Origin of the sequence: Streptomyces sp. NBC_01788, from assembly GCF_035917575.1 — a bacterium.
Lineage (GTDB): Bacteria > Actinomycetota > Actinomycetes > Streptomycetales > Streptomycetaceae > Streptomyces.
Genome location: NZ_CP109090.1, coordinates 2089318 through 2101893, shown reverse-complemented (window position 1 = coordinate 2101893; position 12576 = coordinate 2089318). Strand labels below are relative to the sequence as shown.

The 12576-nt window shown below is 70.9% G+C and carries 14 protein-coding genes and 1 pseudogene; 10 read left to right on the top strand and 5 right to left on the bottom strand.

Translation table 11 applies throughout. The features are described 5' to 3' along the window. Positions 1–135 precede the first annotated feature (135 nt). From OIE49_RS09760 to OIE49_RS09740, 5 genes are all read left to right on the top strand, one after another. Entirely contained in the window at positions 136–675 is a 540-nt protein-coding gene (locus OIE49_RS09760) for an ATP-binding protein (RefSeq protein WP_326801975.1), read from the top strand. Between the two features lie 153 nt (positions 676–828). Next, positions 829–972, top strand: a complete 144-nt coding sequence (locus tag OIE49_RS09755) for a hypothetical protein (protein WP_326801974.1) — start codon at positions 829–831, stop codon at positions 970–972. A 15-nt stretch (positions 973–987) separates the two neighbouring features. Further along, on the top strand, positions 988–2172 hold the full coding sequence (locus OIE49_RS09750; protein ID WP_326801973.1) for a cupin domain-containing protein: 1185 nt from the start codon (positions 988–990) through the stop codon (positions 2170–2172). Beyond that, positions 2169–3065 carry an aldo/keto reductase gene (locus tag OIE49_RS09745; RefSeq protein WP_326801972.1) on the top strand — a complete coding sequence of 299 codons (897 nt, stop codon included), beginning with the start codon at positions 2169–2171 and terminating at the stop codon, positions 3063–3065. Before OIE49_RS09750 ends, OIE49_RS09745 begins: the two co-directional genes overlap by 4 nt. Beyond that, positions 3049–3939 carry a phosphotransferase gene (locus OIE49_RS09740; RefSeq protein ID WP_326801971.1) on the top strand — a complete coding sequence of 297 codons (891 nt, stop codon included), beginning with the start codon at positions 3049–3051 and terminating at the stop codon, positions 3937–3939. The genes OIE49_RS09745 and OIE49_RS09740 overlap by 17 nt, the downstream gene beginning before the upstream one ends. A gap of 63 nt (positions 3940–4002) precedes the next feature. Here OIE49_RS09740 and OIE49_RS09735 read toward each other — a convergent pair whose 3' ends face one another. From OIE49_RS09735 to dapA, 3 genes and pseudogenes are all read right to left on the bottom strand, one after another. After that, positions 4003–4737, bottom strand: coding sequence for a translation initiation factor IF-2 (locus OIE49_RS09735; protein WP_326801970.1), 735 nt, complete (start codon positions 4735–4737; stop codon positions 4003–4005). A 114-nt stretch (positions 4738–4851) separates the two neighbouring features. Further along, a pseudogene (locus OIE49_RS09730) lies at positions 4852–5067 on the bottom strand (hypothetical protein); the annotation flags it as partial. Between the two features lie 38 nt (positions 5068–5105). Beyond that, the gene (gene dapA, locus OIE49_RS09725) at positions 5106–6011 is read right to left on the bottom strand and encodes a 4-hydroxy-tetrahydrodipicolinate synthase (protein WP_326801969.1); all 906 of its coding nucleotides are present in this window, start codon (positions 6009–6011) and stop codon (positions 5106–5108) included. 155 nt (positions 6012–6166) lie between these two features. On the opposite strand from dapA, the gene OIE49_RS09720 reads away from it, so the two are divergent. The 4 genes from OIE49_RS09720 to OIE49_RS09705 all read left to right on the top strand — a co-directional run bounded on the left by OIE49_RS09720 (position 6167) and on the right by OIE49_RS09705 (position 8160). Then, positions 6167–6322 carry a hypothetical protein gene (locus OIE49_RS09720; protein ID WP_326801968.1) on the top strand — a complete coding sequence of 52 codons (156 nt, stop codon included), beginning with the start codon at positions 6167–6169 and terminating at the stop codon, positions 6320–6322. Continuing rightward, positions 6319–7044, top strand: a complete 726-nt coding sequence (locus OIE49_RS09715; protein WP_326801967.1) for a hypothetical protein — start codon at positions 6319–6321, stop codon at positions 7042–7044. The genes OIE49_RS09720 and OIE49_RS09715 overlap by 4 nt, the downstream gene beginning before the upstream one ends. Before the next feature lie 199 nt (positions 7045–7243). After that, positions 7244–7636, top strand: a complete 393-nt coding sequence (locus OIE49_RS09710; RefSeq protein ID WP_326801966.1) for a phage holin family protein — start codon at positions 7244–7246, stop codon at positions 7634–7636. After that, positions 7633–8160, top strand: a complete 528-nt coding sequence (locus tag OIE49_RS09705) for a DUF3618 domain-containing protein (RefSeq protein ID WP_326801965.1) — start codon at positions 7633–7635, stop codon at positions 8158–8160. Before OIE49_RS09710 ends, OIE49_RS09705 begins: the two co-directional genes overlap by 4 nt. Before the next feature lie 142 nt (positions 8161–8302). Here OIE49_RS09705 and OIE49_RS09700 read toward each other — a convergent pair whose 3' ends face one another. Next, a complete protein-coding gene (locus OIE49_RS09700) occupies positions 8303–10132 on the bottom strand; it encodes an endonuclease/exonuclease/phosphatase family protein (protein ID WP_326801964.1) in 1830 nt (609 codons plus the stop codon). Positions 10133–10443: 311 nt separating this feature from the next. On the opposite strand from OIE49_RS09700, the gene OIE49_RS09695 reads away from it, so the two are divergent. Next, a complete protein-coding gene (locus OIE49_RS09695; protein ID WP_326801963.1) occupies positions 10444–11871 on the top strand; it encodes a hypothetical protein in 1428 nt (475 codons plus the stop codon). Positions 11872–11944: 73 nt separating this feature from the next. Here the strand turns inward: OIE49_RS09695 and OIE49_RS09690 are convergent, their stop codons facing one another. Beyond that, complete coding sequence (locus tag OIE49_RS09690; RefSeq protein WP_326801962.1) at positions 11945–12529, bottom strand: TerD family protein; 585 nt, start codon at positions 12527–12529, stop codon at positions 11945–11947. Between the last annotated feature and the right edge of the window lie 47 nt (positions 12530–12576).

Here is a 12576-nt window from a genome sequence, read left to right as displayed (position 1 = left end):
CTGGGCGAGTCCCCAGGTGAGGCGTGGTGGTGACGCACGGATGCCGCATTGGTGCGTCCATTGTGCTCTGGGCGTTGGCAGCTGTGAGCGGTTGTGTGGAACTCCGACGCACACAGCCAGGAAGGTTCGCCCTCCATGACGTTCCGAGCACCTGCCCCGAAGTTCTCGTCCCTCTGTGTCCCATCGGACGTCAGCTCCGTTTCTTCCGCTCGTCGCAGGGTTGTCGCGATCGTCCGTGACTGGGACGTGCCACTTGCGGAGGACACGGTCGAGACGCTGGAGCTGCTGGCCGGTGAGGTGATCGCGAACGCCGTGGTGCACGCGGGGGAGGGTTGCCGGGTCACGGTGAGCTGGGACGGGACTCGCGTACGCCTGGAAGCCGAGGACGCGGAAGGCGGCCTTCTCCCGCAGCGGGCGCCGGCCGACCTGGACGAGGAGAGCGGGCGCGGACTGCAGTTGGTCGACGGTCTTGCCCAGGCGTGGGGCGTCCGGTCGACCACGGCCGGAAAGGCGGTCTGGTTCGAGGTCGGCAGTTGCTCGCCCTCGCAGTCCCGCCCGTTCCCCGCCGCATGCGAAAGCGATCTCTCGTTCGGGGGTGCACGGCGGCCGGTGACGGTTGCCGAACCGGGATGTGGCGTGCTCAGCGGCTCCCGTGCGCATGTCACCACCACCTGATCACTGACCACCTGACTTTTGGACGCATGAGTCCTGAAGCCGGGTACAGGCGCCTCCGGCCGGGCCGCCACCGCCTGGTGGGGCAGCTGGAGACGCCACAGCCAGGGAGTGGGCAACCTGCTCGCTTCCGCCAACACCTAAGGAGACACAGCCATGTCCGAACAGAACGTGACCACGAACGGTGATCAAGAGGGCCACGGCCTGCTGGTCGCCCGTCGCCGGATCGCCGCCGCCCGATCGCGGGCCGAGCAGCCCTCGGACGGCGGTTCCACCGGTCGTTCCGACGGCAACGACTGAGAAGGGCCGTAATCGATGACCACCGACGTACCCGCGGTGGTCGCGCGCCTGGGCGAGGACTTCCTCGCCCAGGTGTACGGCCGTACCTACCGCCACTTTCCCGGTGAACCGGGCCGCTTCGGCGGCCTGCTCGGCTGGGACGACCTGAACGCCCTGCTCACCCACCACCGGCTCGAACCGCCCCGCCTGCGCCTCTCGGCGGGCGGCGAGGCGCTGCCCCAACACGCCTACTCGGCGCCGGTCACCACCCGTCGCAGCACCGTGTGGCACCGGCTCAAGCCCGCCGAACTGCACCGCCACCTCGCCGAGGGCGCCACCCTCGTCCTGGACGCGATCGACGAGTTGCACCCGGGCGTCGGCCACCTCGCCCAGGAACTGGAACGACACCTGCGCACCGGCATCCAGGTCAACGCCTACGCCTCCTGGACGCCCGAGGAGGGCTTCGGAGTCCACTGGGACGACCACGACGTGCTCGTCCTCCAACTCGACGGCGCCAAACGATGGCGCATCCACGGCCCCACGAGGCAAGCCCCGCTCCACCGTGACACGGACGTCCCCGAACCGCCGCCGCATGAGCCTCTCGTCGAACTGGTCCTGCACGCAGGGGACATGCTGTACCTGCCGCGCGGTTGGTGGCACGCTGTCGCCGCTTCCGAAGGCGTCCACTCCCTCCACCTCACCTGCGGCATGCAGACGACGACCGGCGCCGACCTCCTCCAGTGGCTCTCCGAGGATCTGCGCCGTGAAACGACCGTGCGCAGCGACCTGCCACGCTTCGGGACCGAGGAAGAGAAGGCGGATTTCGTGCGGTCGCTCGGCGACCTCGTCATGAAGGAGTTCGAGGACGAACGGCTACTCGACCGCTTCCTCACCATGCGGGACGCCGCCGACCGGGCCCGCCTCGTGCCCTCACTGCCGTATGTCGAGGGCGTACCGCCCGACCCCGCCGTCGTCGTACACCTGGTGACCGCTCGCGCCGGGCTGCACAGCGACAGGGAGGGCCACGCGGTGCTGACAGCAGGGGGAGAGGAATGGACCTTCTCCCCGCAGGCCGCGCCCCTGCTGTCCCTCCTCGTGGACGGAGGCCATTACCGCCTGGACACACTCGCCCGGGCGGCCGGGCTTCGCGTCGGGCAGGTGGCGCAACTCGTGAGCGAACTGGTGGACGGCGAGGTCGCGGCTGTGGGGCGGGCTGGATGAGCGCGCGACTGGCAGCCGGGACGTATCGGTGCCGTGACGTGTCGCAGTCGGTGGTCGCGGCCGTGGACGCCGGGGTGACATGGGTCGATACGGCGCCGAACTACGCGTCCGGTACGGCCGAGGCAGCTCTGCGGCCGGTCCTCGACGCGTGTCCACAGGTACGTGTCTCGACCAAGGTCGGCTTCGTGCCCGACTCCGACCGGCAGGCTGCTCGGGACGCCGGGGTGCCGCCGTACGACCGCGATCAAGGCCACTGCCTGGCACGTCCCTACATCGCCTGGCAGCTCGCCCGTAGTCGTGCCCGCCTTGGCCGCGTCCCGGACCTGGTCTTCGTTCACAATCCGGAGCACGGCCGGACGGACAGGGCCGATCTGTCGCGGACGCTGACCGACGCATTCGAGGAACTGGAGAGCGCGGCGGACGCCAGCAAGATCGGCGGCTACGGCGTCGCCACCTGGGCGGGCCTGTCGAGCGGAATGTTCACCATCTCTGAACTCACGGCACTTGCGGAAACCGTGGGCGGGCCACATCACTGCTTCCGAGCTGTGCAGTTCCCGGTCTCACTGATTCAACTCGCCGTGGTGGCGGACGCACTCGACGGGTGCGGAGCACTGGTGGAGGCACGGGAAGCGGGGCTCGATGTCTTCGCATCGGCCCCGCTCGGAGGCGGCGAGCTCCTCGGCGCGGTGGCGGAGGAACTGGTGCGCGTCATCGACCCCGCTGCCTCCCCGGTGCAGGCCGTGCTCTCGGTCGCCCTGTCGGCTCCCGGGGTGTCGCGTGTCCTGCTGTCGTCGAGTACACCGGCACACTGGGCTGATGCCCTGGGCGCTGAGGCATGCGAGCCCTTGTCACCCGATCGCCTGAGGAAGGTCATCGATGTCCTCGGAACCTGACGATCCCGAGGTCGCCGCGCGCATGCGGAGGGCCCATACCGTGGCGTGCGGCTTCCTCGGGGCGGTCCTGGATGCTCGGCCGTCTGGCGGAGGCACGCAGGAGGCGTGGGGGTGGAGGGGACGCACGCTGGGCCGACCCGTCACCGGGCCCTACGGGCCGGCATGGCTGCGCGTCGTCCACAGCTCGGCGGACAAGGCGAGCGGCAAACTGTGGATGGGACCGGAGGACGCCGAGCAGTTGGTACCCCAGCAGGTGCCGCGCCCTTGTCTTCGTCTCGTACGGCAGTGGACGAAGGGGGAGGAGGCGTACAAAGCAGAGCTGTATGACCTTGTTGTCGACGGAACCCTCTCGTCCACTGCGGTACTTGCCGCCCCGCCCCGCCTGACAACAGCCTGGTGGGATGGCCTCCGCAAGGCCCTCGACCACCTTTCGGCGGTCCGTACCGACCGGACGGCCGTACGTCGTGCCTACCTGGATCGCGCCATGCCGAAGTACCTCGCTTTCCTCGGCAGTGGGGTGCCCACGACTCCGCCCGCGTGGTCCACCGCACACGGTGACCTGCACTGGGCCAATCTCGCCGGTCCCGAACTCGGCATCCTGGACTGGGAAGGATGGGGCACCGCCCCGGCCGGCTATGACGCAGCCCTCCTGCACGCCTACAGCCTTACGATGCCGGAGACCGCCGAGCGCGTCCGCCGGGAACTTTCCACTGGTCTCGACAGTGACGCCGGGCGCTTCGCCGAACTGGTGGTCATCACCGAACTCCTGCAGAGCGCCGAACGCGGAGACAACCTGGAACTCGTTCCCGCCCTTCGGCAGCGGGCGGAAGAGGTCTGGCACCGGATGACGACCGACGGGGTAGCCGGTTACTGAGCTTCTCACCGCCGGGCGGCGGGGAAGGTGCAAGCAGCTTTTCGCCCGAGCCGGGCACCCCGTTCAGTGCGGTGCCGGTGCCGGGTGCAGGGCGTTGTCGACGGTGCAGCCGCCCTCTCCGGGCATTCGCTGGATCCGGGGCGGCGCCCACACCTCGGTGGCGCCGGGGTCCACGCGGGCAAGAAGGCAGTCCTGCGCGTCGTAGTGGTTGCCCTCCACCGACAGGAGAACACCGACCCGGCCACCGTCCGCCTTCACCTCGGTACGGATCTTCGGATGCAGGTGCAGGGCGGCGAGCGTACGGCGCACCTCCGCCTCGTCCACCCGGCCGCCCACCGGCACACGGGGAAGTTTCGCGCGGAGTTCCTCGTACGGCAGCCGGGGCGGTTCGGGTGGCGGGGCGAAGGCCAACGGAGGGCCGTCCGGGCAGTCCACGTCATGGGGATCCTCACCCCATTCCGACTTGGGCGACACCCGCACCGCGAAACAGCGCCGCACGGCGATCTCGTCGATGTCGACCCATTTGTTGAACGCCGTGCCGGACGTGCGGACGACCACGTCGATGCCGTCGCCGTCGTGCGTCGAGGTACCCGTCACCCGCAGTACCTCCACCCCGTCGATGCCGGAAGCGGAGCGCCCGACCTCCTCCGCCGTGCGCGGACGCTGGCCGTAGAGCCGCTCGCCAGCCGTCCTGGCCACCTCCCGTGCGGCGTCCGTCGCCTCGTCCTCGGAGGACTGCACCACCCCGCAGCCGGCGGTGAACAGCAACAGCGGTGCGAGCAGCAGCAGTCGACGCATGCCTCAACCCTTCCGGGACCGCGCGCGGCGGGCAACCGCTCGGGTACTCAGATCGGATAGGCGATCGTACCCAGCCGGTGCGGCGATCAGATGTGGGCCCCCCGTGAGGCTCCGGCGGCGGGCGTACACCTCGGTCTCGATCCTCATCCGGGGGTCGGCAAGGCCGCAGACCATCATCTTGGCGGCGGGCCGAACGTCGCCGAAGCAGCCGCGGAGCAGGGGCCGGCGTGGCTCGAAGTCGTCGCGGTTGGGGAGGAGATGACGCACCCGGACGACGTCCACGAAGGCGCAGTCCGCTTCTATCAGCGCGTATTCGAAGTTGCGGAGGCAGCTGACGTGATGTCACGGCTGCGGGCGCGTAACCGTGATCATCCCGCCCGCAGGCGTTCGTAGGCCGCGCGCAGTCCGGCCGTCGTTTCGCGGGTGGCCGGGCGCAGGGGTGGGCGGACCGGGCCGGCGGGCAGGGACAGGTCGTTCAGGAGGGCCTTGACGGTGACCGTGCCAGGGAGGCCGGCGGACATCGTCGACTCGATGAGTTCCGTGGCCTGTTGCTGGAGGCGGGCGGCCCGGGCGGTTTCGCCCGCGTCGAACGCGTCGAGAATCGAGCGCAGTTGGCGCGGGACCAGGTTCGCGACCGTGCTGACGTATCCGGTGCCGCCCACCGCGTACAGCGGGAGGATGTGCTCCTCGCAGCCCGCGTAGTACGCCAACTCGGTGCGGGACAGCACCTTCTGGGTGCCGAGGAAGTCGTAGGAGCAGTCCTTGACCGCCACGATCCGGGGGTGTGCGGCAAGGCGCAGCATGGTCTCCGGCTCGATGCGCGTGCCGGTGCGGCCGGGGATGTCGTAGAGCATCACCGGCAGCCCGGAGGCGTCCGCCACCGTGCGGAAGTGCTCCTCCACGGCGTCCTGCGGCGGTCTGCTGTAGTACGGCGTCACCACCAGCACCCCGTCCGCGCCCGCCTTACCTGCCGCCAGTGCCAGCTCGACGGTGTGCCGGGTGTCGGCGGTGCCCACGCCCGCGACGATCGGGGCGCGCTCCCCGACCGCCTCGCGTGCGGCCCGGACCAGCGCCGACTTCTCGGCGTCCGTCGTGGTCGGCGACTCGCCCGTCGTACCGCTGAGCACGAGTCCGTCGCACCCCTCGGTCACCAGCCGGTCGGCGAGCCGCTGGGCGCCGTCGAGGTCGAGTTCGCCCGAGGCGGTGAAGGGCGTGATCATGGCGCACAGGGCGCGGCCGAAAGGCGGGGCGGGAGTGGCTGTGGTCGTCGTCATGGAAGCAGTGTCGGCAGAGTTGACAGTGAAGCTCCACTTAATTCTCCTACCGGTTATCGGTAAGCAAAGCTGGAGGGAAGGCGTCCTGTGTCCAAGTCGGCCGTGATGCGTCACCATGGTCAGGAGGTCACCGACGGCAGGGCACGGGAGGCGTCATGAAGCTCGGCAAGGCACTGGCCACCGGCGTGGCGGAGGAACGGCCGACGGTCCGCGAGGAGCAGGCCGGACTCCCAGAGGCGGTCCAGGAGAGTCAGGAGATCCAGGAACCGCAGGCCGCCGCCGCGCCCGAAGAGGCTCCGGCCGCCCGATGAGGCTGCGGCTGCCCGCGGAACGCCCGACGGAGCCGCCGACCGGATACAAGATCGCCCACCCGGTACTGTCCCACGACGGCACCCGGGCCCGCTTCACCGGTGTGTCGCTCGGCGGCGCGCTGCCGTACGGCGTCGTCGCCGACGCCGCCTGCGTCTACGGCCGCCGGCACCGGGCACCCGCCCGTCTGTGCGACTGCGGCTTCCACTGCGTGCACGAGCGCGCCGCCGCCGAGGCCCTGCTGTGCACGGCCGAGCACCGTGGAGCCGTCCTGCTGGAGGTCTCCGTCCTCGGCGCCTACATCCGCTACGAACGCGGGTTCCGCTACGCCCGCCAGCGGGTGCGCACGGCGACGGTCGGCCCGTGCGCCTGCGGCGCGCCCGCCTCCGCCCTGGCCGACGCCGGCTGGGGCAGGCCCGGCTGGCGGGCGCTGACCACCGCTTGCGCGGGCTGCCTGCACGGCCGTGCATCCGTGACCTGCGCAGGCTTCGCCCGGCTGGCCGGGGCCGGGCTGCGGGTCGCGGCCGGCGGCGGTTGGCCGGCACCGGTCGCCGCGGCGGTCGCCGCCTCCGGGGCGCCGGCCGGGCCGCTCGCCGGACCCGAAGGGCTCGGGGTACCCGAACTCGCAGCGGAGGCCGCCCTGTTGCAGGCGCGCCTCGACTGGTTCCAGACCCAACTGGCCCGGCTCGGCGAGCGCGGTCCTGGTGGTCCCGGCCACGGGTAGTCGCGCAGGTCCCGGGTACCCGGATGGTCCGGACCGAGAGGAGGCGGACACCGTGACCGGGACTATCGATGTGAGGCCTGCGCCCGACCAGCGCCGCCCAGTGCGCGAGCGCCCGGGCGATCGTGCACCGGATACACGTTCGCTGGACGAACGTCTGCCTGCCGAACCGTCGGTGGGTGACCGTTCACCGGCTGTGCCGATGGCGGGCGAGCACTCGGTGGGTGAACTCGTCCACCGGGCCACCGAGCAGCTCTCCCAGCTCGTACGGCAGGAAATGGCGCTGGCCAAGGCGGAGCTGACACAGAAGGGGCGCCGCATGGGACGCGGCGGCGGACTGCTCGGCGCGGCGGGCGCCGTCGGCTATGTCGGGCTGATCGCCCTCGCCGGCGCGGCCACCGCCGCCCTCTCGCTGGCGCTGCCCGTGTGGGCCGCGGCGCTTGTCGTGACGGCCTTGCTGTTCGCGATCGCGAGCGTGCTGGCCATTGTCGGCCGCGCCCAGCTGCGCCGCGCCTCACCACCCACGCCGGAGGAGATGCTCGGCAGCGTCAAGGCGGACGTCGAGGCGATCAAGGAAAGGGCACACCACCGATGACGGACAGGACACAGGGGGACGGCGGCGCCACCACGCCGACCGGAGCGAAGGGCCCCGACGAGCTGAGGCAGCAGATCGAGCAGACGAGGAGCCGGCTCGGCGACACCGTCGAGGAGCTGGCGGCCAAGGCGGACGTGAAGGGCCGCGCGAAGGCCCGCGCGGCGGACCTGATGGACAAGGCCGGCGCCATGACGGTCCAGCTGCGCAGCTCGGCCGCGCACGCCGGGCATCGCGTCCAGGAGAAGGCCATCCAGGCCGGTCACCGGACCCAGGAGGGGGCGGGCCGGTCCGGGCACACGCTTCAGGAGCGGGCCACGCGGGCGGGTCACCTGGTCCAGGAACAGGCCACGCGTGCCGGGCACACGGTCCAGGAGCAGGCCTCCCGGGCCGGGCAGTCCGCCCCGGTGAGCAACGCGGTCGAGGCGTACCGGCGCAACCCTCGCCCGATGGTGATAGCGCTCGCGGCGGGCGCGGCGGCCCTGGTCGCGACCGGACTGCTGATCCGGCGCAGCCGCCGCCGCTGAACCCGCGAGCCGGTCCGGACGCGCGGCGGTGACCACGGCCGACCGGGACCACCGGCACTCCGAAGGCCGCCCCCACCTGAGAGGTGGGGGCGGCCTTCGGAGTGCCGCGCCCGGGGGACCGTTGCCCCCGAACGCGTAGGTGCTACGGGTGGAAGCGCAGCACCTGCGGGTCGTGGTCGCTGGTCTGGTCGTGGAACTCCGCGTTGACGTGCACGCTGTCGTAGTCGAAGTTGCCGCCGCGCCTGATCGCCGGGCTGATCAGGATCTGGTCCAGGACCTGCTGGTTGCCCTGGTAGTCGTAGGTGTAACGCTCGTTCTTGGGCAGCGACTTGATCGCCGACCACAGCTCGCCGTCACCCTCGAGGATCTTCGCGGTGTCGGAGAACTCGAAGTCGTTCATGTCGCCGAGCACGACGACGTCCGCGTTCTTCTCGACCTTCAGGATGTCGTTGACGAAGGAGTTCACTTCGGCCGCCTGGCGGTGGCGCTGGATCTCCGAGCTGCGCGCCGGCGGCTGGTACTGCGCGGTCAGGCCCTGGTCGCCGCCCTTGGAGGCGAAGTGGTTGGCGATCACGATGACCGTGCGGCCGCGGAAGACGAACTCGCCGGCCAGCGGCTTGCGGCTGTTCTTCCAGGCGCTGCTCGCGGGGTCGATCCGGCCCGGGGAGACCGTCAGGGCCGCCTTGTTGCCGTTCACCTTCTGGACGTCGACCGCGGTGGTCGAGTCGCCGCCCGGGCGGTCGGTGAAGGAGACCCGCGCGGGGTTGATCAGGAAGACCTGGCGGATGTTGCCGCCCGGCTCGCCGCCGTCCTGGTCGTTGACCGGGTCGATGGAGCGCCAGTCGTACTTCGGGCCGCCGGCCTTGACGATCGCGTCGATCAGCTTGCCCATGGTCACGCTCGCGTCGACCGTGCCGTCGTCCACGGCGCCGTTGTTGTCCTGGATCTCCTCCAGGGACACGATGTCGGGCGACTGCAGGTTGTGCACGATCGCGGCGGCGTGCTCGTCGAAGGTGGCGTCGGACGGGTCGAGGTTCTCGACGTTGTAGGTGGCCACAGAGAGCTCGCCGGGGGACTGCTTGGCGGTCGTCTCGCGCTGCAGGCCGCCGCTCTTGAGCGTGCCGAGCCGGTTGGCGACGAGCGTGTAGCCGCCGTAGGAGTTGAAGTCCATCGGGCCGGTGGTGGTGCCGGCGAGGGTGTCGCCGACGTTCGCCACGGGGAAGTCGGCGGTGGAGCCCAGCGACTCGACCTGGAGGCGGCCGGTGTTCTGGGAGTCGTAGGAGCCGTAGACCGTGCCGCCGCGGGAGCTGCGGTTCTCGTCCGGCTTCACCGTGACCCACAGCTCGCTGTAGGGGTTGGTGGCGGTGACCACGCGGGCGTCGGCGATCTGGACGTTCATGCCCTCCAGGGACTCGTAGTAGTCCAGGGCGTACTTCGTCGGCTCCAGGGTCAGGCTGTTGATCGAGCCCTTCGCGGCGGGGTCGCCGGCCGGGGCGTAGACGGCGGGAACCGACTTGGCGTCGATCACGACCGGGGCCGGGACCGGGTTGCCCTTGGAGACGACGGTGACCACCGGCTTGGTGATCTCGGTGACCGACTGGTTGCCGGAGGTGGCGCCGCCCGGGACGTACTCGGAGACGGTTCCGGTCACCGTGACGGAGTCGCCGACGGCGACCGTCGGGGTGGAGCTGGTGAAGACGAAGATGCCCTCGCTGGTGGCGGGGTTGTTGTCCGGATTGGCGTCCTGCATCCAGAAGCCTCTGGTGGAGCCGTAGGTGCGCACGGCGGTGACGATGCCGGGCACGGCCGTGACCTGCTGGTTCGCGTAGGGGGATATCCGGGTGGTGCCCTGGATGTCGTGGATGCGCACGGTGTCCGCGTGCGCGGGAGAGGTGAGGACGACGGCGGACGCGGCCGAGCAGACGGCGGCGATGGTCAGCGCGGCGAGACGGGCGGAGGGCTTGCTGGGCACGGTGGATCCCTTCGGGCGTGACGGAGTACGGCGACGGGGGTGCGACGCGAAAGCGCGGGACGCGGGCGGGAGGCACCGGTCGACGCGCGTAGAGCGTGACGGGAACGAGCCGCCTCCGCATTTCTACGCGCGTCAATCTGCTGCGCGGCCCAGTTGGTTGTCAAGGTTTCCGCCATGGACGGGAGGTGACGGAAAGGTGAACCGGATGGGATGGGGCGAAATCCGTCTAGGCTGAGCTTTTGAGTCGTCAGACTTACCGGCCCATGGGCTTCCCACCCTCCGGGCCCCGGTCCGCTAGGAGAAACCAGCCGATGTCAGACAGGTCCTCGTTCCCGCCGGTGCGGATCGCCTCCGAACCGGAACTGGCCCGGTACGCGCTCGCCACACCGCTGCTGTCCCGCGCCGCGCGACTCGCGCGCTGGGCCGGGGACGGGACACGGGTCGACGCGGACGGCGGGCTCGCGCAGGAGCAACTGCCCGCCGCCGCCGAGGTGCTCGGACTGAGCGGCGACGACGCGGCGGCCGGGGCGGGCGAAGCCTGGCGGGTCGCCCTGGACACCGGGCTCGTCCGGATCGCCGACGAGGACGAGGGCGCCGTCGCGCCCGGCCCCGACCTGGAGCTGCTGACCGGCGGCTCGCCGCACGACGTGCTCGCCCTCTGGTCGAACGCCCTCGAGACCGCGCTGGCCGACGCGAGCGTGCCCGACCTGGACGCGCTGGTCGAAGCGGTGGGGCAGGGCGGCGCGGTCGACCTCTCCGGGCTGGACTGGGACCCCGGGGCGGAGGCGGAGTTCCTCGACGGGGTGCTCGCCAATCTCTACCGGCTGACGGCCGGTGCGGAGGGGGCCGGCGGTGTTCCGGTGCCGCTGCCCGTGCTCGCCGCCTCCATGATCGTGCCCAGCGACATGGGGGAGCCCACCAACGACATACTGGAGCAGGTCTCCGAGGCGATGATGCGGCTGGACGACCAGTTCCGGCTGCTGGAGCCGGCGGGTCTGGTCGAGTACCGGCCGGTGGACGAGGAGTTGATGGCGGAGGCCGAGAGCGAGTCGTCCACGCCGGCGGAGGAGGTGGACGTCGCCCGCTACGGCATGGTGCGGCTGACCCCGCTCGGACTGCACGGGCTGCGGACCCGGCTGCTTGAGGCCGGCTGCCGGGCGCCGGTGATCGGCGAGCTCGCGGACAAGGGTGCCGACGCGCTGCTCGACGGTACCGCCGGGTTTCCGCCCGCGGCCACGCACGCGGAGACCGAGCGGTGGCTGGCGAGCCGTGAACCGCTTTCCGCCGCACGGGAGTTGCTCGTTGCGGCGCGCGGCATGGACGCGGGTGCGCCGCTGCGGCGGCTGCGCTGCCAGCAGGCGCTGTCCCTGGTCGGCGCGGAGGCCGAACCGGCGCTGCGGGAGGTGCTCGACGACGCCGAACTGGGCGGTCTTTCCCGGGTCTGGCTGACCGAGCGGGGCCTGGCCGACGTGCCGCCGCCGTCCCAGGAGATGATCTTCTGGCTGACCATCGACACGGTGGCCGCGCAACTGGCCGCCGAGGGCGACTCCGAGGAACTGCACGCCCTCGTCGAGGGTCTCGCCGAACAGCACAGCGGCTTCTTCGCGGCCGCCTGGCGGGTGGACCACCCGCAGACGGCGGACGTACTGGAGGCGATGGGCCGCCTGCACCCGGACAAGAAGACCGCCAAGGAGGCCCGCAAGGCAGCCTTCAAGGCACGCTCCGCGCACGGCGGCTGAGCGAGGACAGTGACCGGCCGCGGCCCGCATTCGCTGTGCGGGCCGCGGCCGTTCGGTCATGTCGCGGGGTTCGTCAATTGCTGACGGCGAAGCGCATCAGGGCGTGTTCGTCGCCCTGCTTGATCTTGCCCGTCTCGTTGATCACTTCGAGCTTCCAGGAGCCGCCGACGCGCATGGCCTTGGCCACGGCGCAGCCGTTGTCCTGGGTGAGCAGGCTCGGCCAGATGTCGGCGACCTGCTGGGAGGTGCCCCCGGTCGCGTCGTAGACCTTGAAGCTGATGTTGCGCGCCTTCTGGAAGGAACTGCCCTTCTTGAACGCGGCGGCGATGAACACGATCGAGGTGATGTTCTGCGGTATCCGCGCGAACTCCACCGTCACCGTCTCGTCGTCGCCGTCCCCGCGGCCGGTCTGGTTGTCGCCGCTGTGCTGCAACGAGCCGTTGCCCATGGGGTCCAGCGAGTCCAGGCCCGCCAGGCGCACCGGGTCCGTGCCCTGCATGGCGACGGCGATCAGGTCGAGGTCGGTGCCCATCTTGCGGCGGAGCATGCCCATCACCCCGCCGGAGGTGCCCCCGGTGGGGTCCCAGGACACGCCGATGGACATGTGGGTCACCCCGTCCAGGTCCGCCGGTCCGTCTTCTTTCGTCAGCGTGATCATGTGTGGTTCATCCTCTGGTGAAGGTGGCTGCGACAGGCGAATTCTGT

What these genes read in the sequence shown, in the direction of transcription:
- OIE49_RS09710 (WP_326801966.1), top strand. Translation starts at nt 7,244, where the DNA reads ATGGCGGGCGAGCACTCGGTGGGTGAACTCGTCCACCGGGCCACCGAG.
- OIE49_RS09735 (WP_326801970.1), bottom strand. Translation starts at nt 4,737, where the DNA reads ATGCGTCGACTGCTGCTGCTCGCACCGCTGTTGCTGTTCACCGCCGGC.
- OIE49_RS09715 (WP_326801967.1), top strand. Translation starts at nt 6,319, where the DNA reads ATGAGGCTGCGGCTGCCCGCGGAACGCCCGACGGAGCCGCCGACCGGA.
- OIE49_RS09745 (WP_326801972.1), top strand. Translation starts at nt 2,169, where the DNA reads ATGAGCGCGCGACTGGCAGCCGGGACGTATCGGTGCCGTGACGTGTCG.
- OIE49_RS09690 (WP_326801962.1), bottom strand. Translation starts at nt 12,529, where the DNA reads ATGATCACGCTGACGAAAGAAGACGGACCGGCGGACCTGGACGGGGTG.
- OIE49_RS09705 (WP_326801965.1), top strand. Translation starts at nt 7,633, where the DNA reads ATGACGGACAGGACACAGGGGGACGGCGGCGCCACCACGCCGACCGGA.
- OIE49_RS09720 (WP_326801968.1), top strand. Translation starts at nt 6,167, where the DNA reads ATGAAGCTCGGCAAGGCACTGGCCACCGGCGTGGCGGAGGAACGGCCG.
- OIE49_RS09750 (WP_326801973.1), top strand. Translation starts at nt 988, where the DNA reads ATGACCACCGACGTACCCGCGGTGGTCGCGCGCCTGGGCGAGGACTTC.
- OIE49_RS09695 (WP_326801963.1), top strand. Translation starts at nt 10,444, where the DNA reads ATGTCAGACAGGTCCTCGTTCCCGCCGGTGCGGATCGCCTCCGAACCG.
- dapA (WP_326801969.1), bottom strand. Translation starts at nt 6,011, where the DNA reads ATGACGACGACCACAGCCACTCCCGCCCCGCCTTTCGGCCGCGCCCTG.
- OIE49_RS09740 (WP_326801971.1), top strand. Translation starts at nt 3,049, where the DNA reads ATGTCCTCGGAACCTGACGATCCCGAGGTCGCCGCGCGCATGCGGAGG.
- OIE49_RS09755 (WP_326801974.1), top strand. Translation starts at nt 829, where the DNA reads ATGTCCGAACAGAACGTGACCACGAACGGTGATCAAGAGGGCCACGGC.
- OIE49_RS09760 (WP_326801975.1), top strand. Translation starts at nt 136, where the DNA reads ATGACGTTCCGAGCACCTGCCCCGAAGTTCTCGTCCCTCTGTGTCCCA.